Here is a 21,909-nt window from a genome sequence, read left to right as displayed (position 1 = left end):
TCTCTTACGGCGTACTCCCCGTCTCTTACCGCCTAATCCCCGCCTCCCCCGAACGACTAATCGTCCAATACGTACCTCCCGCCACCGCCGAGCCAGCCAGCCAGGACAGGTCGATGCCACCCAAGGCGGAGGCCACGGGCCCCTGGAACCACGGTAGCGGCGCGTACAGACATAACCAGGTCGCCCCCATCCCCAGCAGTAACGCCCCAAGCGCTCCCCACCGAAACAGCGGCAGCGTCGTAGCCGCAACGGGGGTATCCAGCGCCTCTGCATCGATCCGCTTTCGAGCCACACATTCCCAATGGACCACAACGATCGCCGCCCACGGGGAAACCCACGCCACCACGCTCACCAGGAATCCATCGATCGTTTCGCCGAATTCGCCGAACAGGACAAACAGCTCCACCGCACCCATCGCAACCACCCCAACGGCAATCGCCAGCACCTGGCGCGGCAGCCGCACATCCAGAGCCTTCGCGGCCACCGAGAATGTGTACACGTTCAGAATGTTCGTAGCGATTGGCCCATGAAGCACCAGCAGCAGGATCACCACCGCCAGGGACCCATAGGCCTCCGCGATAAGTTGCCCCGGGTCGGTGGTTTGCGAGATGGTCGCCAGGCTGGCTCCCAGCGTTCCCAGCCAAACGACGGGCACAGATTGTCCGCTGACGGAAGCGAGGTACAGCCGCCTCGGCGAGGCGTCGGCGGAGATGAATCGCGAGTAATCCCCAGCGTACGTCAGCCAGGTTATGCCCCAGCCGATTCCGATTGCGGTCATCACGCCGGTCACGGCCGATAGGTGCTCAGTCGACCAGAAATTGTGGACGCCAATACCTGCGGCCCAGTTCACCGGCAGCTTGAACCATGCGACGGCACTCATGATCACCAGAATGGCGATGGTGGGCGGGACAGTCCATCGTTCGAACGCAGTGATGGCTCGGTATCCTAGCCACGAGATGCCGACCTGCACCACCATCAGCGCCAGAGCTACCGCGCTCTTAACCGCAACGAGGTTTGTCCCGGGCCCCACCCAGCCGATGGTCTGCAACAGCGTCACCACGAGGTCCAGCACGATCCAGGTGTTCACAGCGCACCACCCCGCGCACAGCATGGCTTGAATCGCCGCAGGTAGGTAGGCCCCCTTGCGCCCGAAGACGGCTCGGGAGAGAACCATTCCGGTTACCCCCGTGCGCTGCCCGAGAACAACGAAGTACCCGAAGATGGCCATGCCGATGGCATTGCCCACCAGGAGAACGGCGACTGTTTCCCACAGGGGTAACCCCATGGTTACGCCGAGGGCTCCCAGAACCCAATTGATCGGGGCGATGTTGGCCCCGGCCCAGATCCAGAATTGGCTGCGAACATCACGGTGCCGGTGCTGTTCGGGGATTGGCCCAAGATAGCCATGAGGGGTATTCACCCCGCCCAACTTAAGGCGTCGGCGTTTCGACCGGATTACCGTTGTTTTGCTTCTACCGTTTTGCTTCCGCCGTTCTGCCTCTACTGGGAGGGCTCGACGTCCTGTGGCGTTTGGGTGGGCCGGGTGTCCACGAGCGCGGACGGCTCGGTGGCAACGGGCTCCTTGGTGGGCCGTGTGTCTTCGCCGGCGGAGCCGGGCGCGGAGGTGGCGGGCGGCGCTGTGGTCGCCGGTGGCCGGGTGGGGGAGGGGGTGGTCTCCTCCGGGGCAGGGCTGCTAGTTTCCGGCTCCACAGTGTTCACGGGGCTAGCCTGCGGGCGCGCGACGGGTGCGCTCGGCTCGACGACGACAGTGGCGGTGGGCCGAACAGGCCCACCGTTGCCGTTCCAGGAGTTCGGCGGCAGGTAGGGGTCGCGTTCCGACAACTGAACGTTGCGGGAGTCCTGGGGAACCTGGGCTTCGTGCCGGGCGGGTGCGCCGGTGCCCGGGTCGCTGTCCTCACCGCGCGGATCCTGGGGGACGGCCGTGGCGGGGGCGCTCCCCGTGGGTCCCTCCGCTTGCACCCCGGGAGCGGCCGACTCGGAGATGGAGGAGGGGCGAGTGTGGATCGGACTGCTGGCGCTCTGCCACGTCCACCCACCAACGAGTCCAGCGAGCAGGAGACCACCGGCGGCAAACCCGGCAACGAGGCGTGAACCAGTGCGTGTGTGCTTGGCGGTCGTGGGGTGCAGGGCAGCGGAGGCCGCGGTCGCGGTCTCGCGGTCAGTGTCTCGGGCGCTGTGGTCCTGGGACATCGCGGCGTCTCCTCCTCCCGGTTAGCTAGATCTCATTTCGTTACAATGTGTGACCCTTGACACGCAGATATGCTGTTCAACGACCTGTCGATACAGCAACTTTTATCACGGATAGGTCACGGATGGCCAGCAGCAGGATAGCACGATGCAGGACATCCGTGCTCCGCGACGCACGCGGACGGGGGGAGGGAAACTCCGCCGTCAAAAGGGTTACTCTCAAAATCAAGCAGCTTGTGCTCGGTGGTCCCAGACCCACATCAAACACGGAGCCGCATCAAACACGGACCCATATCAAACACCATAGAAATAGGAGAAGGCGGGAAAATCATGAGCAGCTGGGATGAGCAGGTTTTCACGGGCGAGGACAACGTGGACTTCCTCGACGATCTCGTGGACCTGGACGAAACTGATCTGCACGAGGCCCTAGAGGACGCGATCACCATCGCCCTCAAACAGGCCAGCCGTGGGGATGTGGATTACGCCCAGGGGTTGTGCGCAGCCAGCATCGCCGCCGTGTGGTGCGGTGCCCCCTTCTCCTCTACCGCGGTCACCGAGGCTCATCCTTTCGTCCGGGAGTACATCGGCGACTGCCCCGAAACCCTGCAACAGGCCGCTTTTCAGCTCCTCGAAGCCGAATTCGAAGCCCAGGGCGAGGACAACCTGGTGGAGGGTCTGGAGACCTACGTGGAGGCCGTCAGCTAGTAGGGTAGGGGGCCGTTGATTCTTCTCATTGGATCCATTCTTTTCGGACGCCAGGAACCGGGCGTCCATAAGCATATTCCCCACAAAACAAAGAGGCGCAATGGCACAGACCCCCGAACCCGACCGGCACGGTGAGCTCAGTTACAAAGTCCGCGACCTGGGCCTGGCCGAATCCGGCCGCCATCAGATCCGGCTCGCGGAATACGAGATGCCCGGGTTGGTGCAATTGCGGGAGGAATACCGGGAAGAGCAGCCGCTGGCGGGCGCCCGGATCGCCGGTTCCATCCATATGACGGTGCAGACGGCGGTGCTCATCGAAACACTCACCGCCCTCGGGGCCGAGGTTCGCTGGGCCTCCTGCAACATCTTCTCCACCCAGGACGAGGCTGCGGCGGCGGTGGTTGTGGGTTCCGGCACCCCGGAGAACCCCAAGGGGGTGCCCGTGTTCGCGTGGAAGGGGGAGACCCTGGAGGAATACTGGTGGTGCCTGCAGCAGGTCTTCGACTGGGGCGTCGGCGAAGATGGGCAGCCCATCAGCGCAAACATGATCCTGGACGACGGCGGGGACGCCACCATGGCCGTGATCAAGGGGGCCGAGTACGAACGCGCCGGAATGGTGCCGGAGCCGGACGCGCAGGATTCCGACGAACACCGCGCCTTTCTGGGCATGCTCGCCCGGGTCTACGAGCTGGATAGGGAAACGTGGGGCCGAACCGCAAGCCAAGTGCGGGGGGTGACGGAGGAGACCACCACCGGGGTGCACCGCCTCTACCACTTCGCCGAGCAGGGCCAACTGCCCTTCCCCGCGATGAACGTCAACGACGCGGTGACCAAGTCCAAGTTCGACAACCGCTACGGGACCCGCCATTCCCTCCTGGACGGGATCAACCGCGCCACGGACATGCTGATCGGGGGCAAGTCCGTGCTGGTCTGCGGCTACGGAGATGTGGGTAAGGGATGCGCTGAGGCCTTCGCCGGGCAGGGGGCCCGGGTGAAGGTCACGGAGGCCGATCCCATCAACGCGCTGCAGGCCCTCATGGACGGGTTCGAGGTGGTCACGGTGGACGACGCGATCGCCGGGGCGGACATCGTGATCACCGCCACTGGCAACCTGGGCATCATCACCTTCGAGCAGATGCAGCGCATGAAGGACCACGCGGTGCTTGGCAACATCGGCCACTTCGACAACGAAATCGACATGGCCTCGCTGCTGCACCGCGACGATGTCACCCGCGTGAACATCAAACCCCAGGTCGACGAATTCACCTTCCCCTCCGCCGCGGGCACCCCCGTGAGCATCATCGTGCTCTCCGAGGGGCGGCTATTGAACCTGGGCAATGCTACGGGCCACCCCTCCTTCGTGATGTCTACCTCCTTCGCGGACCAGACGATCGCCCAGATCGAGCTGTTCACCAAGGCCGAGCAGTACGGCAAGGAGGTGTACCGGCTGCCAAAGATCCTGGACGAGAAGGTCGCGCGCATCCACGTGGACGCCCTCGGCGGGAAGATGACCACGCTCACCAAGGAGCAGGCCGAGTACATCGGCGTGGATGTGGCCGGTCCCTACAAGCCGGAGCACTACCGCTACTAGCATGATCGTCGCATTCGAGGGCATCGACGGGGCAGGCAAGAACACCCTGGTCAGGGCGGTAGAGGGGAAGCTCATTGGCCGCGAGCTGCCCGTGGCCACGGGAACCTTCCCCCGTTATGAGGAGTCCATCCACGCCCAAATGGCCGCGGCGGCCCTGCGCCACGAGATGGGGGATCTCACCGGGTCCATCCACGGCATGGCCACGCTCTTCGCCCTAGATCGGGCGGAGGTCGCCGAGGAGCTCGCGCAGTTGAGCGAGGACGGATACGTGGTGCTGCTGGACCGATACGTGGCCTCCAATGCCGCCTACTCCGCAGCGCGGGCCGCGACCGGCGCCGATACTGCGGCCGAGCAGTTGCGCCGCAGGGCGGGGGAGCTGCCCGTCGTGCACTGGGTGGCGGAACTCGAATTCGACCGGCTGGGCATTCCCGTGCCGGATCTCACTGTGCTGGTCAGCGCAAGCCCGGAGCTGGCCGGGCAGCGGGCCCGCTGGCGGGAGAGAGTGGACGAGAGCCGCCGCCTCGATGCCTACGAATCCAACGCCACCCTGCAGGAACTCACCGCCGCCGCCTATGCGGGGCTGGCCGCCGCCGAGTGGTGCGGACCGTGGATGATTGCCGAATCCGGCGATGGGGATGTGCAGCGGCGAGCTCGGGAGATTGCGGACGCCATCGAACGCGCTGCGGGCATGTCCCACACCCATGATTGAATGAGGAACATGTCAGCAACAATCCTGGTGGTCGATGACGATCCCGCAATCTCGGAAATGCTTACCATCGTGCTGGAGAGCGAAGGCTTCCGCACGATCGTTGTTGGCGATGGCAACTCGGCGGTCGCAGCGGCCCGCGAGAACCATCCGGACCTCATCCTGCTAGACGTCATGCTGCCCGGGCTCAACGGCATCGACGTCTGCCGGGAGATACGGGAAGAATCCACCGTGCCCATCGTGATGCTCACCGCCCGCACGGACACCGTGGACGTAGTGTTGGGCCTGGAATCCGGGGCGGACGATTACATCCACAAGCCCTTCAAACCCAAGGAGCTGGTTGCCCGGGTCCGGGCGCGGCTGCGCCGTAACCCGGAGGAGCGCCCCGACACGCTGCAGGTGGGGGATGTTCGCATCGACGTCTCCGGCCACCAGGTCAGCCGCAACGGGGTGGAGATTGCCCTCACCCCCATCGAATTCGAGCTGTTAGTGACGATGGCCTCGCGGCCCCGGCAGGTCTTCTCCCGCGAGGAGCTGTTGGAGCAGGTGTGGGGCTACCGCAAGTCCGGCGACACCCGGCTGGTCAACGTTCACATCCAGCGCCTGCGGGCCAAAATCGAGGTGGACCCGGACGATCCCCGCATCATCCAGACCGTGCGCGGCATCGGATACAAGACGGGCGAGTAGCCGGTGAGCACGCCGGAAGTAGCGGAGGAGAAAGCGGACAACCCGCGGCAGGGGCTCATCCCCGTGCGCGGGGCCATCGCCGCTGCCCGGCGCCGGGCCCTGCGCGCGGAATCGGGAGGTTCCCCAGCCCAGGGACCCACCCCGGAGACCCCGGCGAAAACGGAGGGGCCCACGCATCTCCTCGGCCTTGCGCTACGGCACCCCATTACGGCCCTTAAACAGGGCTGGGCCTACTTCGTGCAGCAATGGCGCACCTCCATTCAGGTGCGCGTGATCGGCAGCGTGTTTCTGTCCTCCCTGCTGGTGATCATGGCCCTCGGGTTGGTGCTGACCAGCTTCGTGGGCCAGCAGCTACTCAACGCGAAGTACACCACCTCCGTGGAGGAGATCGACCGGGCCCGCACGGCGGTGGAGGAGCAGATCGCCGCCACAGATACTTCCAACCCCCTGGCCGTCCGGCTGTCCTCTGCCCGCGCCGTACTTGCCGACCGCAACACCGGCGTGGAACAGGGGGCCGCCGCAGTCTTCGAGCCCGTGCTCATCGCCCAGGATTCCTCCGGCGGGGAGGTTTCCGTGCCGGAAAACTTCAGCGTGCCCGCCGGTCTGCGCCACTTCGTGCAGCAAGGGCAGGTGTCCTTCCAGTACACCACGGTGAATCAGCCGGGCGGGTCCTTCAAAGCGCTCATTGTGGGTAGTCCCGTCTCCAGCGATATCCCAGGCCTCGAGCTCTACCTGGTCATGCCCCTCACCCAGGAGGAGCAGACCCTCACGCTCATGCGCGGGCTGTTGCTAGCCGGGGGCATCGTGCTGCTGGTGCTGCTGGTCGTCATCGCCTGGGTGTTTTCCCAACAGTTGACCGTCCCGGTGCGCAGCGCCTCGCGCATCGCTGAGCGCTTCTCCTCGGGGCACCTGCGGGAGCGGATGGTCGTGGACGGCCAGGACGAGGTGGCAAAGCTGGCGATTAGCTTCAACGAGATGGCGGAATCCATCTCCACCCAAATCCGCAACTTGGAAGAGTTCGGCAGCCTGCAGAAACAGTTCACCTCGGACGTCTCCCACGAGCTGCGCACCCCGCTGACCACCGTGCGGATGGCCGCCGATCTCATCCAGGACAATGCCGAGGAACTAGACCCAGTCACCGCCCGCGCCTCCCAGTTGATGAACCGCGAACTCGACCGCTTTGAATCGCTCCTCGGGGACCTACTGGAAATCTCGCGGCACGACGCGGGCCAGGCCAACCTCTCCGCAGAGGTCGTGGACGTACGGGGGGTGGTGCGTTCCACCCTGGAGCAAGTCCGGGCCATCGCGGAGGAGATGCACGTGGACTTCGCCATCGACCTGCCCCCTGAACCCGTTCCCGCACAGATCGATTCCCGGCGGGTGGAGCGCATCCTGCGCAACCTCCTGGCCAACGCCGTGGACCACTCCGAGGGGCGCCCCGTCAATGTCACCTTAGGCACCAGCGATACCGCTGTGGCCATTGCTGTGGTGGACCACGGGGTGGGCCTCAAGCCCGGCGAGGAGGATATGGTGTTCAACCGCTTCTGGCGGTCCGATCCCTCCCGCGAACGCCGCACCGGAGGTACCGGCTTGGGCCTGGCGATCGCGTTGCAGGATGCCCTGCTGCACGGCGGGCAACTAGAAGCCGTCGGGGAATACGGCGTGGGCTCCTGCTTCCGGCTGACGCTGCCCCGGGAGGTGGGCCAACCCATTGGCAAACCCCCCGTTGCCCTGGCCATCGAGGCGTTCGGGGACAGTCCAGCAGGAGGCGACCAATGAGTAAATCACGGCGACCAACCGCGGCCATCACCGCCGCCATCACCGCACTGTCCCTCACGACCGCGGGTTGCACCACGCTGCCTGGGGACTCGGCGCCGGAAGCCGTCAGCTCCTACGCGCCGACCCCGGACAGCAACAACGTCATCACCCCCACCAAGGATGAGGCCTCCGACCTGCTGCTGCGCAACTTCTTTCGGGCCAGCGCCCACCCCTTGGGCAACTACCAGGCCGCCCGGAAGTTCCTCACCCCCGCCGCGGAGAAGCAGTGGGACTCCGGCCAGGACACCCTCATCCTGGACCGCATCGATATCACCTCGGAGGGCGCAGCCCAGGACGGCCGGATCACCTACCGGGTGCGCGGCAACGTCGTGGGAACGCTGGGGCCCGGCGGCGTGTACAACCCCGAATACACCGCCTACGAGACCAGCTACCAGATGGTCCGGGTGGACGGGCAGTGGCGCGTGGACAACCTCCGCGATGGTGTGCTGCTGGATCGGGCGGACTTCACCGAGGCCTACGATGCCCGCAACATCTACTTCGTCGAACCGAAGCTGGATGCCCTCGTCCCGGACCGCCGCTGGGTCTACAACCGGCAGCAATCCCTCGGCTCCTCCCTCGTGTCCCTGTTGGCCACCGGCCCGCAGTCCATCCTCGCGAAGGGAGTGAAGTCCTACATCCCCGCCGGGGCCACAGTGCAAACCTCCGTGCCGGATGGCGGAGGATTCTCGGTGGACTTCACCGGACTCACCGAGCTCCAGGCACGAGACCGGGAACTGCTGGCCGCGCAGGTGGTGTGGACGCTGGCCACGAACGACGTGCGCGGGCCCTACTCCATCACCGCCGACGGTGCCCCCCTCACCGAAGCCGTGGGCAACCCCTGGACCGTCAACGACGTCTCCCAGTTCGACCCCCGCCGGGAAGTGGCCATGCCGCTGCGCGCGGTGGTCAACGGCTCGGTGCAGGAGGTGCAAAACGGCAGTGCCCAGCGCGTGGAGGGGTGGCTGGCCACGGAGAACGTCGAATCGGCCGCCGTGGCCCCCCAGGAATCCGTGTTTGCCGTGGTCAGCGAGGCCGGGGCAGAGCGGCGCAAACTCATGGTGGGGCGCGCCGACAATCAACCGGTGGAGGCGATCCAGGCCGGTTCCCTCACCCGCCCCTCCTGGGGCTCCAACAGCGCGGCCCTCTACACCGTCGCGGATGGGCGCCGCATCATGCGCTTCACCCGCTCTGCCACCACCGGTGAAATCTCCCCCACGGAGATCGACACGTCCGCCCTGGGTTCCATCGGCATCTCCAGCACCGCCGGAAACGACGCGGGGGAGGGCCGCATCAGCGTCTTCCAGGTTTCCCCGGATGGCGCCCGCGCCGTGCTGCTCGTCAACGGGCGGGTCTACATCAGCGTGTTGGAGGACAACGGCAACGGCCGCACGGTGATGGGCCGTCCCGTGGAGATCGGGGTGCCCCTCGGGGATAGCGCCGTCTCCGCGGGCTGGCGCACGGACAACACCGTGGTGGTGGGCACCCGCGCCAGCGACGCCCCCGTGTGGACCATCGCCGCCGACGGATCCGTGGCCACGCAGATGACCAGCAGGAACCTCACGGCCCCGGTGGTGGCGGTCGCGTCCGTGGGCACCGTCACCTACGCCACGGACAGCCGCGCCCTCATGCAGATCGACAGCGCGGAGGCCGAGACCCGCTTCTGGCGCGAGGAACCTACCCTGCAGGGCCAGCGAGCCGTGCCCGTGTTCGCCTACTAGTCTCCAAGGGGAGGGGGGTGCGGGTAAGACATGGGGTCCTTGTGGCAAGCGGCGGCGGGGCTGCTGTGGCGAACGGATTGCGTGTGCTGCGGGCGCATCGTGGAGTGGGGCCCGGGGGAAGCCCTATGCGAGCGTTGTGCCTGCCGGTTAGCGGCGGCCCCGCGCCGGGTATTCGCCCCTACGATGCCCATCCCCATCTACGCCTGCGGGCCCTACGGTGGGGCCCACCGCATGCTCGTGCTCGCCGCGAAGGAGCGCCTGCGGGCGGAGGCCGCGGAGATTATGGGCCGGATGTACTTGGGAGCCCTGGACTACCTCGCCGCCGGGGGACTCGTGCCCAGTGGGCGGCAGGAGCCGGTGGTCCTGGTTCCCGCGCCCACCCGACGCAGCTCGGCGCGGGCGCGCGGCGGGGACGTGGTCACGCGCGCGGCCGGTGCCTGCGCCGCCTTGGCGCCCCGGGTAGCGGTCGTGCCCGCCGGCCGGTTGGCGGAGAAGGCCGTGGATTCGGTGGGATTGTCCCGTGCGCAGCGCAGGGAGAATGTCGCCCGGAATCTTCTTGTGGACGCCAACGCGGCGCGCGAGCTGCGCCGCCTCATCCGCAGGGGAGCGAGTGTCATCGCCGTGGACGACGTTGCCACGACGACGGCCACCCTGGGCCAGTTCTGTCTTCACCTCGCGACCCGGGGAGTGCGGGTCCGCGCGGGGCTGGTGATCGCGGCCGCGTGAGGTGGCGTCCTAAAAAAGAACCGACATGAATAACCGGTGACCGCAAAGTGGCCCGAATATGGCACCGGGGTTAGGGATTGGCAACCACCCCGGGGACGGCGGTGGATAGAATGAGCGTGGAACACGCATCACCGGTTGGCGGTGGGCAATCCCGCACTCCCGCTGCCGGTGACCAAGACCGGGAGGTAGAGCATGTCGAGCGCGAACACCAAGGCCCACTTCGCAGCGCCGGAGGAGAACCTGACCCCAGAGGCCCAGGTAGAGATCACCGGCCGCAACGTGGAGGTCCCGGAGCACTTCGCCGACCGCGTGAACACCAAACTGGCCAAGATCGAGCGCCTGGACCCCACCCTGAGGTACTTCCACGTCGAGTTGCTCCACGAACCCAACCCGCGGCGCTCCGATGAATCGGACCGCATCCAGATCACCGCCACCGGCAAGGGACACATCGCCCGCGCCGAAGCCAAGGAGGACAGCTTCTACGCCGCCCTGGAAGTGGCCATCGGCCGGATGGAGCGCTCGCTGCGCAAGGTCAAGGCGCGTCGCAAGATCGCCCGCTCCGGGCACCGAGCCCCCATCTCCGTGGGGGAGGCCACCGCCGCGCTCGTGGAACAGGCCAAGCCGGAAGAGCAGGAGAAGCCCGGCAAGTACGACGTGGACGAGTACGCCGATCAGTACCGACCCGGTCAAATCGTGCGCACCAAGGAGCACCAGGCCACCCCCATGACGGTGGACGAGGCACTCAGCGAGATGGAGCTCGTGGGCCACGACTTCTACCTGTTCATGAACAAGGACTCCGGGCGCCCCTCCGTGGTGTACCGCCGCCACGCCTACGATTACGGTCTCATCGCGTTGAAGGAGGGCTAGCGCCCGCTACACTGTAGCGTTGGCTAGCTAGACAACACAGGGGCCCTAATAGGCCCCATCAACCGCCAACAAGGATGAGCGAGACACGTGCTAGGACTGAACAAACTTCTCCGGATGGGTGAAGGCCGTGCCGTCAAGCGGCTCGGAGCCATCGCAGACAAGGTCATCGACCTCGAGGACGAGTACGCCGAGCTGAGCGACCAGGAACTCGCGGACAAGACCGAGGAGCTGCGCACCCGCGTCCAGGAGGACGGCGAAAGCCTAGACGACGTGCTCCTCGAGGCCTTCGCCACCGCCCGCGAGGCATCCTGGCGCGTGCTCGGGCAGAAGCACTACCGGGTACAGATCATCGGTGGCGCGGGCCTGCACTTCGGTTACGTGGCGGAGATGAAGACCGGCGAGGGCAAGACCTTGACGTGTGTGCTCCCCGCCTACCTCAACGCGCTGGCGGGCAAAGGCGTGCACGTCGTGACCGTCAACGACTACCTGGCCAAGCGCGATGCCGAATGGATGGGGCGCGTCCACCGCTTCCTGGGGCTGAGCACCGACGTAATCCTCGCGGGCAAGTCCCCCGAGCAGCGGCGCACCGCCTACAACGCGGACATCACCTACGGCACGAACAACGAGTTCGGCTTCGACTACCTGCGCGACAACATGGCGCACAACGTCCACGACCTGGTTCAGCGCGGCCACAACTACGCCATCGTGGACGAGGTGGACTCAATCCTGATCGACGAGGCCCGCACCCCGTTGATCATCTCCGGGCCCGTTGACGGCTCTTCCCAGTGGTTCTCCGCCTTCGCGGCAATTGCGCCCAAGATGACCCGGGACATCCACTACGAAGTGGACGAGCGCAAGAAGACCATCGGTGTCAAAGAGGAGGGCGTGGAGTTCGTTGAGGATCACCTCGGCATCGAGAACCTCTATGCCCCCGAGCACTCCCAGTTGGTGAGCTACCTGAACAACGCCATCAAGGCCAAGGAGCTGTTCACCCGGGACAAGGACTACATCGTGCGCAATGGAGAGGTGCTCATTGTCGACGAGTTTACGGGGCGCATCCTGGACGGCCGGCGTTACAACGAGGGCATCCACCAGGCCATTGAGGCCAAAGAGCACGTTGAGATCAAAAACGAGAACCAGACGCTGGCCACCGTCACCCTGCAGAACTACTTCCGCCTGTACGACAAGCTGGCCGGGATGACCGGTACCGCCGAGACGGAAGCCTCCGAGCTCAAGCAGACCTACAAGCTGGACGTGGCGGCCATCCCCACGAACAAGCCCAACCAGCGCATCGACCACGTGGACCTGGTGTATAAGACCCAGGAGGCCAAGTTCGAGGCTGCCGCAGACGACATTGCCGAGCGGGTGGAAAAGGGCCAGCCCGTGCTGGTCGGTACCACCTCCGTCGAGCGATCCGAATACCTTTCCCGGCTGCTGCAGCGGCGTGGGATCAAGCACAACGTGCTCAACGCGAAGTACCACGAGCAGGAGGCCCAGATCGTCGCCCAGGCCGGGCGAGTGGGAGCCGTGACCGTGGCCACGAACATGGCCGGCCGTGGTACAGATATCGTGCTCGGCGGCAACCCGGACATCATCGCGGACATCAACCTGCGCAAGCGGGGGCTGGACCCGGTGGAGACTCCCGAGGAATACGAGGAGGCCTGGGACGCCGAGGTCAGTGCTGCTCGAAAGGCCAGCAAGGAAGAAGCGGAGAAGGTCATCGAAGCCGGCGGGCTGTACGTGCTGGGCACCGAGCGCCACGAGTCCCGCCGCATCGATAACCAGCTCCGCGGGCGCTCCGCTCGCCAGGGGGATCCCGGGGAAACCCGCTTCTACCTTTCCATGCGCGACGACCTCATCACCCGCTTCGTGGGCCAGACCATGGAAGCGATGATGACGCGGCTCAACATCCCCGACCACGAGGCCATCGACTCGAAGATGGTCTCCAACGCCATCAAGAACGCCCAAGCCCAGGTGGAGGGCGCGAACTTCGAGATGCGCAAGAACGTGTTGAAGTACGACGAGGTGATGAACGAGCAGCGCAAGGTCATCTACCGCGAGCGGCGGCAGATCCTCGAGGGGGAGGACGTGGAGACCCAGATTCGCGGGATGTTAGAGGACACGATCGCCGCGTACGTGGACGGGGCCACCCGCGAGGGTTACGTGGAGGACTGGGACTTGGACGAGCTGTGGCACGCCCTGGAGTCCCTCTACGGCCCCTCCTTCAGCCACGAAGAGCTGGTGGAGGGCACGGAATACGGCGCGAAGGGGGAGCTGTCCTCCGGCCAGCTACTGGATGCGCTCGTGAAGGATGCCAACGACCAGTATGACGAGCTGGAGGAGGCGGTGAGCTCCATCGCCGGCGAGGAGCAGATGCGCGGCATGGAGCGGGCCACCCTGCTGAGCGTTGTGGACCAGAAGTGGCGCGAGCACCTCTACGAGATGGACTACCTCAAGGAGGGCATTGGCCTGCGGGCCATGGCGCAGCGCGATCCGCTGGTGGAGTACCAGCGCGAGGGCGGGGACATGTTCAACCGGATGAAGGACGGGATCAAGGAGGAGACGGTCCGCCAGCTCTTCCTCACCCGCAAGCAGCTGCAGCGGGCCCACTCCGTGACGGTGAACGACCCGGCCGTAGACGAGCAGCAGACCACCCAGGGCGCCTAGATCAGGCGCACGGAGGTCATCACCCACCCCGAGGGCGCCCGCCGGGGACCATAGAGCCCCCCGGCGTGGCTCTGCTGGCGCCGCGGCCGATAGAACTGCAGATACCCGGCAACCGCCCGGATGCGGGACCCCCGGCGCACGGACGCGCAAAAGGGCACCTTGGGGGCGGCAGTGCGGTGGGCGGGGGCCTGCACGCGCACGCTCACCACGCTCGCGCCAGATTGCCGCCGCGGAGTGGCCCCAGCGTTCCGGGCCGCCAGTTCCCGCTGCAGAATGAGGCGCTCGATGATCTCGCCCGCGAAGGGCCCCTTGCGCAAACTCGCCGGGGCCCGGTGGCCATCCCAGGCCTCCAACCACACCTGAACCAGGCGGGCGACGTGCCCCGGTGCCGGAGGTGGCAGGGGCGAGCGTTTCGCCGTCGTGCAGTCGGTGTAGATGGGGGCCGGTACCATGCCGCCCCGCCCTATCCCGCCCCGCGGCCGACGCAAGTAGGTGAATCCGGGGAGGGCAGCACACGCCCTGTCGGTGGCGTCCTCCCCCATCGAGACATCCCCGGACCGCTCGGCCCCCAGCACCCCGGTGCCAGACGTCATTGTCAAAAATCCCCCTTATCTTTTCCCCCCGGATAGCTGTTCAGGAGCTTAGCAAAACCCACCGGGCAGCGCGCTGCCTTTTCGAACCGAAGATTTGGCAGAATGTGAAACATGCGTGGACTCATTGTGGATTATTGCGGCGTGCTGGACGGAGCCGAGGAAGACCGCCGACGGTGGAAGAAGCTGCTGGAAGCGGCGAAGGCGGACGGCGTCTCCACCGCCATCCTGTCCAACGATGAGGGTGGACCCAACGCCGCGCCGATCCGCGCCTGGCAGAAGAACGGCCTGGTGGATGATGTGATCCTCTCTGGCGAAGTGGGCGCGGAGAAGCCCAGCCAGGAGGTCTTCGACATCGTCGCCGAGCGGCTAGAACTGGGCCGGACCGAGCTGGTGCTGGTGGACGATTCCATCGTGAACATCAAGGGCGCCGTGGAAGCGGGGCTGATCGGGGTCTACTACCAACAATTCGATCGGGCCGTTGTGGAGATCACCAACCTGTTCGACTTGGACGGTGAGTTCTGACCTTGCGGATCTACATTCCGGGGACCTTCGACATGCTCGCCGTGCTCCACAGCAGCGGCGCGATGCCCGTGCGCAGCGCCGTGGCCTTCGCCCTCACCCCGGCGGTCCGGGAGTTCTACACCGGGGGAGATGAGGAAGAGCTGGCCTACACCGCCTTCCTGGACGCCGCCCGGGCCTCCCTGCGGCTGTTGTCCGCCGAGGCGGAGGAGCGGTTTCCCCACCGGCGGGTGGTGATGAGCGCGGATGTGGACGATGCCGCGATCACCTTCGCCCCCGAGGACGGCGAGTCCGTCGTGCGGCTGGATCCCCCGGTACTGCGGGCCGAGCAGCTCGCGGCCATTCACGTGGACGATGCCGATGCGGAGGCGGACACGCGCGCGGCCATCGAAATCGTGGATGCTGCGGACCTCGGCGACGAGGACGCGGAGATCACCCTCGGGAATGCCGAGGACAACCTCATGTCCTGGTACGACGCAAAGGAACTGCCCTTCCTGCTAGAGCTGCTGTAGGGATCACATCTCCCATTCGTTGTTGGAGCGCAGGGCCGCCAACAACTTCCGCACCGCCAGGACGCGGCGGGCCGTGGCGCCGGTGGCCGTGTCCAGCGCGCACTCCGGATCGGCCGGGGGACCCAGGTGGGTGCAGCCCCGGGGGCAGGCCTCGGCCAGGGCGGAGAGGTCCTCGAACACGCCCACGACGGTCGCGGGATCCACGTGGGCGAGGCCGAAGCTGCGGATCCCGGGGGTGTCGATGATCCAGCCGTCCCCCTCGGGCAGGCGCAGCGCCACGGACTGCGTGGAGGTGTGCCGCCCCTTGCCCACTTGGGAGACTTCGCCGGTCTCCCGATCGGCATCCGGCACGAGCCGGTTGACCAGCGTGGACTTGCCCACGCCGGAGTGGCCGAGTAGGGCGGAGATGCCGGGGGTGATCTCGGCGCGCAGCTCCTCCAGGTCGTCGTCGATGCCCGTGCGCAGGACCCGCACGTCCAGGTCCTGGAATTCCGCGGCGAACTCGCTCGGGTCCGCGAGGTCCGACTTAGTTAGGCACAACACGGGGGTCAGGCCCCCCACAAAGGCGGCCACGAGGGCGCGCTCCACAAAACCGGCCCGCGGCGGCGGGTCCGCCACGGCGGTGACGATGAGCAGCTTGTCCGCGTTGGCCACCACCACCCGCTCGTAGGGGTCCGTGTCGTCGGCGGTGCGGCGCAGCACGCTGCGGCGGTCCTCCACCTTGACGATGCGGGCCAGGGTGCCCTCGGCCCCGGAAGTATCCCCCACCACGCCCACTCGGTCCCCCACCACGATGGGGGTGCGCCCCAGCTCGCGGGCCCGCATGCAGGTGATCGTCGCCGTGTCCAGGACCACCCCCCAGCGGCCGCGGTCTTTGGACACGACGAGGCCGAATTGGGCGTCCTTGTGGGCGGGGCGGTCCTTCGTGCGGGGCCGGGAGCCCTTGCCGGGGCGGATGCGAACGTCCGTCTCGTCCCAGCTTCTGCGGGTTCGTGCCGCCATTGCTAGCCCTCCAGCAGCCGGGACCACATGGAGCGGAAGCCCGGCAGGGTTTTGGCGGTGGTGTCGATGTCCTCCACTTGGATCCCGGGAACGGCCAGGCCGATGATGGCCCCCGCCGTGGCCATCCGGTGGTCCGCGTAGGATTCCCAGATTCCCCCGGTGAGTGGGGCGGGTTCGATGGTGATGCCATCGTCGGTTTCGATGGCGCGCCCGCCAAGGCGGTTGATGTTGCGGGCCAGGGCGGCCAGGCGGTTGGTCTCGTGGCCGCGCAGGTGGGCGATGCCGTAGAGGTGGCTGGGCGTGCTGGCCAGGGCCGCGAGGGCGGCGACGGTGGGGGTCAACTCCCCGATGTCGTGCATGTCCCACGTGATGCCGCGCAGCTGGGGGCCGTCGGACTGAGGGGCCTGGACCAGTAGTTCGCAGGTGTCGGCGCAGTACTCCGCACGGGCACCCATGTCCTCCAGGATGGTGCGGAATTGATCGCCCGGCTGGGTGGTGCTCTGCGGCCATTCGGCGATGCGCACCTGTCCGCCTGTCACTGCCGCGGCGGCCATGAAGGGGGTGGCGTTGGAGAGGTCCGGTTCGATGTGCCAGGTGCGCCCGGCCACGGGGCCCGGCGCCGCCTCCCAGCGGTTAAAGCTGCACTGCACATCCACCCCGGCCTCCCGGAGCATGTGCACAGTCATTTCCACATGGGGTTGGCTGGGCAGCGCGGTGCCCTCATGGATAACGGTGACCCCATCCCGGTAGCGGGCCCCGGCGAGCAGCAGCCCGGAGACGAACTGGGAGGACGCAGAGGCATCGATGCGCACCTCGCCGCCGGGCACCTCCGGGTGCTCCCGGGAGTTGCGCAGGCTGAAGGGTAGGGCCTCGGCCTGGGTGGCGGTGGTTACCTCCACGCCGAGCGCGCGGAGGGAATCCAGGGTTGTCTTCATGGGCCGGTGGCGGGCCTGCTCGTCGCCGTCGAAGCTCACGGTGCCTGCGGCAAGCGCCGCGAGGGGCGGGACGAAGCGCATGACGGTCCCGGCCAAACCGCAGTGGATTTCGCCGCCGGTAAATGCCTCCGGAGCGATGACGCGGAGCGTGCTTCCCTCCTCGGTGATGTGCACGCCGAGGGTGCGCAGCGCGTCCATCATCAACTGGGTATCGCGGCTGTGGAGCGCGCCGGTGATGGTGGAGGTCTGCCCGGCGGCGAGGGCGGCGAGGATGAGCGCCCGGTTTGTCATGGACTTGGATCCCGGGATGCTCACGTTCGCGGTGACCGGGGCTCCGGCGACCGGCGCGGACCACAATTCGTTAGACATGGAAACCATTGTTCCACCTGTGGCGGCGGCTTCGGGATAATGGGCTGTTATGTGTGGCCGCTATGTGCTGTTTTCGGAAATCGACGATGTTCGCCCGCTGTTGTCCCGGCGGTTGGGCAGCGCCGAGGTGCCGGTGGTGGGGGAGCAGTCCGGTTCCGGGATGTGGCGGCCGAATTACAACGTGGCTCCCTCTCATGTGGTGCCGATCGTGCGGCCCTTCCGTCAGCGGCCGACGATTGGCCCGGCCCGGTGGGGTTATCCCCCGAAGACGGTGTTCAATGCCCGCGGGGAGACAGTGCTGAGCAAGCCCCTGTTCCGCGGGTCCCGCCCGTGCCTGTTCGTCATGGATGGCTGGTACGAGTGGACGGCCGACGGCGCCGCCAAGCAACCCTGGTTCACCTCCTCTTCCGATGGCGAGCCGCTGTTGGTGGCGGGAATGTGCAAGCTCATCGCGGGGCAGTTGTACGGCACGATTGTGACCACCGCGGCGCCGGAGGACATGGCCTGGCTGCATCATCGGATGCCTCGGGTCCTGTTGGAAGGCGAGGAGGATGAGGCCGCGGAATGGTTATTGGGGACGCCCACAACAGTAGCGCAGCTTGCGGCGCGCCCGGGGGCCCAGCACTGGCCGCAGCTAGAGAGTCAAAAGGTTTCGCGGGCGGTGGGTAACGTGGCCAATAACGGCCCGGAGCTGCTGGAGCCGGAATAACGCGCGGCCCGCGTGGCGTTGGTGTGGAATGCACGAGAGGAGAGCGATGGCTCCGACTATGACTAGGCGGACCGAGGACAGCGACGCGGAGTTGCTGGCCCGGTTCGAAGCAGACGCGCTGCCGCTGCTGGATCAGCTCTACGGCGCGGCGTTGCGCATGACCCGTAACCCGGCCGATGCCCAAGATCTGGTGCAGGACGCCTACATGAAGGCCTATCAGGCCTTCCGTTCGTTTCGCCCCGGGACGAACTTGAAGGCGTGGATGTACCGCATCCTGACAAACACCTACATCAACGGTTACCGTAAGGCCCAGCGGCGACCGGTGGAGGCGCCCACGGAGGACGTTGCCGATTGGCAGTTGGCCGAGAGCGCCTCCCACCACTCCACGGGGTTGGAATCTGCGGAGGTGGAAGCCCTCAAGCACATCCCGGACGTGCGGATCCAGCAGGCTTTGATGGACCTCAGCGAGGACTACCGCATGGTGGTCTACTACGCGGATGTGGAGGGCCTGCCCTACAAGGAGATCGCGGAGATCATGGATACCCCCATTGGCACCGTGATGAGTAGGCTGCACCGCGGCCGGAAGCAATTGCGCGCGGCTCTGAAAGACGTGGCAGCGGAACACGGCATTGGCACTGTGGGGGCGGGTACCAAGCGGGAACCTCAGTCGGTGGGTCCCGAAACTACGAGGACACGTGAGGGATAGAACAATGGCAACTGACAAGCACGATGATGGCGCCTACCTCTCCTCGGTGGACCCGACGAGGTCCGACTGTTCCAACCTCATGGACGTTCTCTACGAGTATGTGGATGGCGGCTGCGACGAGAATCTGCGCGCCCTACTGCAACACCATGTGGATAAGTGCCCCGAGTGCTTGGAGATGCTAGGGATCGAGATGGCGGTGCGGCAGCTATTACGCTCTACCTGCAACGAGACCGCGCCGCAGGAGTTGCATTCGCGGATCCGCGCCCAGTTGCGAGTGCGCTACGAATACCGCGAGTAAGCATGAAAAAACCCGCCGATGCTGTCGGCGGGTTTTGTTCTTTAGGAGTTCGGGCGACGGCCGTGATTGGCCTTCTTCTTCCGGCGATCCTTGCGCTTACGGCCACGCTTGCTCATCGGGCGTCTCCTTGACGGTTTTGGGGGCTACTGAGAATACGCTTCTCGGGATTTTAACGTGGGTGCCGGGTGGCCCCAAAAACGCGCAGTCGGTTAGACCGTAGCGCGAGTGCGGGTGCGGGAGCGGCCGCGGTTGTTGCGACGCTTCAGCGCGCGGCGCTCGTCTTCGGACATGCCGCCCCACACGCCGGCATCCTGGCCGGACTCGATGGCCCAGGCAAGGCACTGGGAGGTCACGGGGCAACGGTTGCAGACCAGCTTGGCCTTGGCAATCTGAGCCAGAGCGGGGCCGGAGTTACCGACCGGGAAGAATAGTTCGGGGTCCTCGTCGCGACAGACAGCTTTGTGGCGCCAATCCATTGTGGTGATCCTTTCTAGCGGCGTGCAGCAGTTGTGGCTCCGTGCAGAGCCGGTGAAGTGGGTGTGACGGTGCGATAAGGCCTTTCCCGCCCGCATGGGTTATGGTGTAACCATCGAATGGATCCGCCAGCTCACAGAGCCGGTGATGAAGGATTCGAATTGCGAACGAGCCTTACCAGCAAGCCCGGTCCCAGGCGGCCAGACGTGGTGTCAGTCGTGGGCACCGATTCGGTTGAGGTCTCGTCAAGACCACTTCCGGGCATGGAAAGAGCATCCGGCAAACCGGATGCGCTGTCCCCTTTTGGCTACTCGGAGAAGTATTGCACGGATGTTTCGGGGTTGCTAGGGCCGCGTTAAAAGTGTGACCAAGCTCACTATTGCTGGCCGTTTCGATACCGGGGGTAGACTGCCTAAACCATGAGCCCGAGGTCTTCCAGCACCCCCCGCCCCGCCGCCACCCCGCCGCCGCCCGTTCGCTGGGCGGGCATTCTCGGCATACTCGAGGGCCTCGCGGGCGTCCTCTTCGGCATCTTCCTCGTGATCCGCGAAGCCCAGGGCTTCCACGATCCCGGCGCCAAGATCAGCGGCTACGGCACCGCCCTGTGGTTCTTCTTCGTCTGCGGGGCCGTCCTAGCCGCCGGGGTCTTCCTCTACCGCGGCAGCTTCTGGGGGCGCGGGCCCATCGTTTTTTTCCAGCTTTGCTTGCTGGGCGTGGCTTACTACATGTTCCGCTCCGGTGCCCTGCACCTGGGTGTTCCCACGGCATTGTTCGCCATCGTTGGGCTCGGCCTACTGTTTAATCCCCGCTCCGTGGACTGGGCCGCGACGCGCCACAAAATTTAGGCCAGCGCCACGACGCGATCGCCCCGCTTTTCCACGATGACGTTGTTCACCACCTTTAGCTCCACCGGCCCCGCGTAACCGGATCGGTCCACCGGGATGGTCCGCTCTACCGCCCCGGTCGACCAATCCACCACTGCTAGTCCCCCTGCGACGGGCACCAAGAGGCGCTCGGCCACGGTGTCCCCAGTACCAATGGCCCCGGGCACGGAGAACACCGGTTCCATGGACCCCGGCTGGAAAGCCACCAGACGGGACCCATCCCACCACGTCATGTGATGCGGCAAATCCGCAGTCCACGGCTGCCGAAGGCCTTCCTGCGCTCCCAGGGAAGTCGGATCGGCCGGGACCTGGCTAAACCGGCCATCTTCCCCCAGGATTTGGAATCGGGAGCCCACGGCGTCCTCGGCATCGCGGGCCCGGATCCCGTTGCCGGGCACGTAAATCACGGCCTTGTCCTGGCCGATCGCCACCAACTCGGAACCGGCGGGAACGGTGAACTCGTGATACTTCTCCGGCACATCCGCCTTCGCCGGAACCGCGTGGAGCAAGCGCACCAACTTGTTCTGCTGGCCTGGGCACTGCTGGACCGTCGCCAGGAGCTGCTTGCGGGTGGCCGCCGAGGTGAACTCGCACTCCCCGTGGGGTTGTTGCTGGCCCGGCTGGGCCGGGGCTTCCTGGCTGCCCACCTCCGTCGTGCGAACCAGGTCCGAACGCCACAGCTCCACCCGCTGCGGGGAGATTAACCCCACGTGGTTGTTGCTGCTAAACACCGAGACCTCCGGGGAGCCCAGGGCATCCCGGCTGTGGGCGTACTGCCCGGTCCCGGCGGTGAAGCTCAAGCCCTCCGAACACCCCTTGGGGCTGCGGAAGATGAGCACCACCCGTTCCCAGTCCGCCGCCGTCCCGCAGATCGGGCGCTCCCGGCGATAGCTCCACACTTGCCGCCCGCCCTCGGGATCGCGTAGGACCGCACGGTTATCGGCGACGGTCAGCACCCCCGACGTGGTCGTCGTCAGGCGCGCCGAACGATCCGGGGCCTCCCACAGCGCCCGGAGCTGCTCGGGCACGGCAGTAGCGGGGGGCGCGGACGCGGGGGCGGGGGTGGAAGCCAGCTCGTGTTCCACGTCCCTGGCCTGGCTGTACCACCAGCAACCCCCGGCCGCGAGGAGTGCTAGGGCAAGGATGAGCAGGGTCGCGAGGATATCCCGCCCGGATCGCTGTTCGGGCCGTGGCACGGCGGTTTTCCGGCACTGG

At 66.3% G+C, this 21,909-nt stretch carries 23 protein-coding genes; 15 read left to right on the top strand and 8 right to left on the bottom strand.

The genetic code is table 11. The annotated features are described in order from the left end of the window. Positions 1 to 25 precede the first annotated feature (25 nt). Complete coding sequence (locus CHEID_RS08165; RefSeq protein ID WP_238599434.1) at positions 26 to 1,420, bottom strand: purine-cytosine permease family protein; 1,395 nt, start codon at positions 1,418 to 1,420, stop codon at positions 26 to 28. 80 nt (positions 1,421 to 1,500) lie between these two features. After that, on the bottom strand, positions 1,501 to 2,211 hold the full coding sequence (locus CHEID_RS08160) for a hypothetical protein (RefSeq protein ID WP_273661061.1): 711 nt from the start codon (positions 2,209 to 2,211) through the stop codon (positions 1,501 to 1,503). A 327-nt stretch (positions 2,212 to 2,538) separates the two neighbouring features. Between CHEID_RS08160 and CHEID_RS08155 the strand changes: the two genes are divergently transcribed. From CHEID_RS08155 to secA, 9 genes are all read left to right on the top strand, one after another. After that, positions 2,539 to 2,913 (top strand): DUF4259 domain-containing protein, encoded by a 375-nt coding sequence (locus CHEID_RS08155; RefSeq protein ID WP_112769990.1) that lies wholly within the window; start codon positions 2,539 to 2,541, stop codon positions 2,911 to 2,913. 100 nt (positions 2,914 to 3,013) lie between these two features. Further along, positions 3,014 to 4,504, top strand: coding sequence for an adenosylhomocysteinase (gene ahcY, locus CHEID_RS08150; RefSeq protein WP_112769989.1), 1,491 nt, complete (start codon positions 3,014 to 3,016; stop codon positions 4,502 to 4,504). Position 4,505: 1 nt separating this feature from the next. Further along, the gene (locus CHEID_RS08145) at positions 4,506 to 5,213 is read left to right on the top strand and encodes a dTMP kinase (protein WP_112769988.1); all 708 of its coding nucleotides are present in this window, start codon (positions 4,506 to 4,508) and stop codon (positions 5,211 to 5,213) included. A gap of 9 nt (positions 5,214 to 5,222) precedes the next feature. Beyond that, positions 5,223 to 5,897 carry an MtrAB system response regulator MtrA gene (mtrA, locus tag CHEID_RS08140; protein WP_112769987.1) on the top strand — a complete coding sequence of 225 codons (675 nt, stop codon included), beginning with the start codon at positions 5,223 to 5,225 and terminating at the stop codon, positions 5,895 to 5,897. A gap of 3 nt (positions 5,898 to 5,900) precedes the next feature. After that, complete coding sequence (gene mtrB / locus CHEID_RS08135) at positions 5,901 to 7,676, top strand: MtrAB system histidine kinase MtrB (protein ID WP_420536372.1); 1,776 nt, start codon at positions 5,901 to 5,903, stop codon at positions 7,674 to 7,676. Further along, positions 7,673 to 9,433, top strand: a complete 1,761-nt coding sequence (gene lpqB, locus CHEID_RS08130; protein ID WP_112769986.1) for an MtrAB system accessory lipoprotein LpqB — start codon at positions 7,673 to 7,675, stop codon at positions 9,431 to 9,433. Before mtrB ends, lpqB begins: the two co-directional genes overlap by 4 nt. A 30-nt stretch (positions 9,434 to 9,463) precedes the next feature. Then, positions 9,464 to 10,159 carry a ComF family protein gene (locus CHEID_RS08125; RefSeq protein WP_112769985.1) on the top strand — a complete coding sequence of 232 codons (696 nt, stop codon included), beginning with the start codon at positions 9,464 to 9,466 and terminating at the stop codon, positions 10,157 to 10,159. Between the two features lie 192 nt (positions 10,160 to 10,351). Beyond that, a complete protein-coding gene (gene hpf / locus CHEID_RS08120) occupies positions 10,352 to 11,026 on the top strand; it encodes a ribosome hibernation-promoting factor, HPF/YfiA family (protein ID WP_112769984.1) in 675 nt (224 codons plus the stop codon). 87 nt (positions 11,027 to 11,113) lie between these two features. Further along, the gene (gene secA / locus CHEID_RS08115; protein WP_112769983.1) at positions 11,114 to 13,693 is read left to right on the top strand and encodes a preprotein translocase subunit SecA; all 2,580 of its coding nucleotides are present in this window, start codon (positions 11,114 to 11,116) and stop codon (positions 13,691 to 13,693) included. Here the strand turns inward: secA and CHEID_RS08110 are convergent. After that, on the bottom strand, positions 13,690 to 14,286 hold the full coding sequence (locus CHEID_RS08110) for an Rv3235 family protein (protein ID WP_273661060.1): 597 nt from the start codon (positions 14,284 to 14,286) through the stop codon (positions 13,690 to 13,692). The genes secA and CHEID_RS08110 overlap by 4 nt on opposite strands. 111 nt (positions 14,287 to 14,397) lie before the next feature. Between CHEID_RS08110 and CHEID_RS08105 the strand changes: the two genes are divergently transcribed. Together CHEID_RS08105 and CHEID_RS08100 are read left to right on the top strand one after the other, a co-directional pair. Continuing rightward, positions 14,398 to 14,808: an HAD family hydrolase gene (locus tag CHEID_RS08105; protein WP_112770073.1), complete on the top strand. Its 411-nt coding sequence runs from the start codon at positions 14,398 to 14,400 to the stop codon at positions 14,806 to 14,808. A gap of 2 nt (positions 14,809 to 14,810) precedes the next feature. Next, a complete protein-coding gene (locus tag CHEID_RS08100) occupies positions 14,811 to 15,317 on the top strand; it encodes a DUF6912 family protein (protein ID WP_112770072.1) in 507 nt (168 codons plus the stop codon). 3 nt (positions 15,318 to 15,320) lie between these two features. Here the strand turns inward: CHEID_RS08100 and rsgA are convergent, their stop codons facing one another. Both rsgA and aroA read right to left on the bottom strand, forming a co-directional pair. After that, positions 15,321 to 16,319 (bottom strand): ribosome small subunit-dependent GTPase A, encoded by a 999-nt coding sequence (gene rsgA, locus CHEID_RS08095; protein WP_112770071.1) that lies wholly within the window; start codon positions 16,317 to 16,319, stop codon positions 15,321 to 15,323. Positions 16,320 to 16,321: 2 nt separating this feature from the next. After that, the gene (gene aroA / locus CHEID_RS08090) at positions 16,322 to 17,623 is read right to left on the bottom strand and encodes a 3-phosphoshikimate 1-carboxyvinyltransferase (protein ID WP_112770075.1); all 1,302 of its coding nucleotides are present in this window, start codon (positions 17,621 to 17,623) and stop codon (positions 16,322 to 16,324) included. A gap of 49 nt (positions 17,624 to 17,672) precedes the next feature. On the opposite strand from aroA, the gene CHEID_RS08085 reads away from it, so the two are divergent. Genes CHEID_RS08085 through rsrA form a run of 3 tightly spaced genes read left to right on the top strand, consistent with a single transcriptional unit; the run spans position 17,673 to position 19,336 of the window. Further along, a complete protein-coding gene (locus tag CHEID_RS08085; RefSeq protein ID WP_112770070.1) occupies positions 17,673 to 18,332 on the top strand; it encodes an SOS response-associated peptidase in 660 nt (219 codons plus the stop codon). 58 nt (positions 18,333 to 18,390) lie between these two features. Then, complete coding sequence (locus tag CHEID_RS08080; protein WP_273661059.1) at positions 18,391 to 19,038, top strand: sigma-70 family RNA polymerase sigma factor; 648 nt, start codon at positions 18,391 to 18,393, stop codon at positions 19,036 to 19,038. A gap of 4 nt (positions 19,039 to 19,042) precedes the next feature. Beyond that, a complete protein-coding gene (rsrA, locus tag CHEID_RS08075; RefSeq protein WP_112770068.1) occupies positions 19,043 to 19,336 on the top strand; it encodes a mycothiol system anti-sigma-R factor in 294 nt (97 codons plus the stop codon). A 41-nt stretch (positions 19,337 to 19,377) separates the two neighbouring features. Here rsrA and CHEID_RS10580 read toward each other — a convergent pair whose 3' ends face one another. Then, positions 19,378 to 19,452, bottom strand: a complete 75-nt coding sequence (locus CHEID_RS10580) for a 50S ribosomal protein bL37 (RefSeq protein WP_099298023.1) — start codon at positions 19,450 to 19,452, stop codon at positions 19,378 to 19,380. 93 nt (positions 19,453 to 19,545) lie between these two features. Then, a complete protein-coding gene (locus CHEID_RS08070; protein WP_112770067.1) occupies positions 19,546 to 19,812 on the bottom strand; it encodes a WhiB family transcriptional regulator in 267 nt (88 codons plus the stop codon). 417 nt (positions 19,813 to 20,229) lie between these two features. Between CHEID_RS08070 and CHEID_RS08065 the strand changes: the two genes are divergently transcribed. Further along, the gene (locus CHEID_RS08065; RefSeq protein ID WP_273661057.1) at positions 20,230 to 20,655 is read left to right on the top strand and encodes a hypothetical protein; all 426 of its coding nucleotides are present in this window, start codon (positions 20,230 to 20,232) and stop codon (positions 20,653 to 20,655) included. Here the strand turns inward: CHEID_RS08065 and CHEID_RS08060 are convergent. Then, entirely contained in the window at positions 20,652 to 21,890 is a 1,239-nt protein-coding gene (locus tag CHEID_RS08060; RefSeq protein WP_112770065.1) for an Rv3212 family protein, read from the bottom strand. The two genes, CHEID_RS08065 and CHEID_RS08060, sit on opposite strands and share 4 nt — an antisense overlap. Between the last annotated feature and the right edge of the window lie 19 nt (positions 21,891 to 21,909).

This window comes from Corynebacterium heidelbergense, from assembly GCF_028609845.1.
Classification (GTDB): Bacteria; Actinomycetota; Actinomycetes; order Mycobacteriales; family Mycobacteriaceae; genus Corynebacterium; species Corynebacterium heidelbergense.
This window is presented reverse-complemented; position numbering and strand designations above follow the sequence as displayed.

Coding starts and splice junctions, on each gene's coding strand:
- lpqB (WP_112769986.1), top strand. CDS start 7,673: ATGAGTAAATCACGGCGACCAACCGCGGCCATCACCGCCGCCATCACC.
- hpf (WP_112769984.1), top strand. CDS start 10,352: ATGTCGAGCGCGAACACCAAGGCCCACTTCGCAGCGCCGGAGGAGAAC.
- aroA (WP_112770075.1), bottom strand. CDS start 17,623: ATGTCTAACGAATTGTGGTCCGCGCCGGTCGCCGGAGCCCCGGTCACC.
- CHEID_RS08070 (WP_112770067.1), bottom strand. CDS start 19,812: ATGGATTGGCGCCACAAAGCTGTCTGTCGCGACGAGGACCCCGAACTA.
- CHEID_RS08145 (WP_112769988.1), top strand. CDS start 4,506: ATGATCGTCGCATTCGAGGGCATCGACGGGGCAGGCAAGAACACCCTG.
- CHEID_RS08160 (WP_273661061.1), bottom strand. CDS start 2,211: ATGTCCCAGGACCACAGCGCCCGAGACACTGACCGCGAGACCGCGACC.
- mtrA (WP_112769987.1), top strand. CDS start 5,223: ATGTCAGCAACAATCCTGGTGGTCGATGACGATCCCGCAATCTCGGAA.
- ahcY (WP_112769989.1), top strand. CDS start 3,014: ATGGCACAGACCCCCGAACCCGACCGGCACGGTGAGCTCAGTTACAAA.
- CHEID_RS08105 (WP_112770073.1), top strand. CDS start 14,398: ATGCGTGGACTCATTGTGGATTATTGCGGCGTGCTGGACGGAGCCGAG.
- CHEID_RS08085 (WP_112770070.1), top strand. CDS start 17,673: ATGTGTGGCCGCTATGTGCTGTTTTCGGAAATCGACGATGTTCGCCCG.
- rsgA (WP_112770071.1), bottom strand. CDS start 16,319: ATGGCGGCACGAACCCGCAGAAGCTGGGACGAGACGGACGTTCGCATC.
- CHEID_RS08080 (WP_273661059.1), top strand. CDS start 18,391: ATGACTAGGCGGACCGAGGACAGCGACGCGGAGTTGCTGGCCCGGTTC.
- CHEID_RS08125 (WP_112769985.1), top strand. CDS start 9,464: ATGGGGTCCTTGTGGCAAGCGGCGGCGGGGCTGCTGTGGCGAACGGAT.
- CHEID_RS08110 (WP_273661060.1), bottom strand. CDS start 14,286: ATGACGTCTGGCACCGGGGTGCTGGGGGCCGAGCGGTCCGGGGATGTC.
- rsrA (WP_112770068.1), top strand. CDS start 19,043: ATGGCAACTGACAAGCACGATGATGGCGCCTACCTCTCCTCGGTGGAC.
- CHEID_RS08155 (WP_112769990.1), top strand. CDS start 2,539: ATGAGCAGCTGGGATGAGCAGGTTTTCACGGGCGAGGACAACGTGGAC.
- CHEID_RS08065 (WP_273661057.1), top strand. CDS start 20,230: ATGAGCCCGAGGTCTTCCAGCACCCCCCGCCCCGCCGCCACCCCGCCG.